1 protein-coding gene is annotated in these 552 nt (G+C 61.4%); it reads left to right on the top strand.

The window, feature by feature from the left end; genetic code table 11:
• The coding region (locus AC1DOK_RS24515; RefSeq protein WP_477556888.1) for an SDR family oxidoreductase at nt 1–552 on the top strand (552 nt) is incomplete at both ends.

The following is a 552-nucleotide window of genomic DNA, read 5'->3' as shown; positions in this document are numbered from 1 at the left end:
GGGACTGCATTAACGCCTCCGTACTCAAACGCGCGCTGGTCACCGGTGGCAGTGGCGCCATTGGCTCGGCCATTTGCCGGCAACTGGCTGCCGATGGATTTCACGTCATCGTGCATGCCAACCGCGGCCTTGATGCCGCCTTAGCGCTGGTGGCCTCCATCCAGGCGGCAGGCGGTCATGCGGAGGCTGTGGCGTTTGATGTCACTGATGCCGCCGCAACCGCCATTGCCCTGGAAACCCTGCTGCTGCAGGGGCCGGTCCAGGTGATCGTGAACAACGCCGGCATCCATGACGACGCGGTCTTTCCGGGCATGCAGCTGCGGCAATGGCAACAGGTCATTGACGTCTCGCTGAATGGTTTTTTTCATGTCACCCAGCCCTTGATGATGCCGATGATCCGTACGCGCTGGGGGCGTATCATCAACATCACGTCGGTCGCCGCAGTGGCAGGCAACCGCGGACAGGTGAATTATTCGGCTGCCAAAGGCGCATTGCATTCGGCCACAAAATCCCTTGCACTGGAGGTGGCCAGCCGCGGCATCACGGTCAATG

The sequence above is a fragment of the Paenibacillus sp. P5_B5 genome (genome assembly GCF_056400365.1).
The sequence above is the reverse complement of the archived record's forward strand: the minus strand, read 5'-3'. Positions and strand labels throughout refer to the sequence as shown.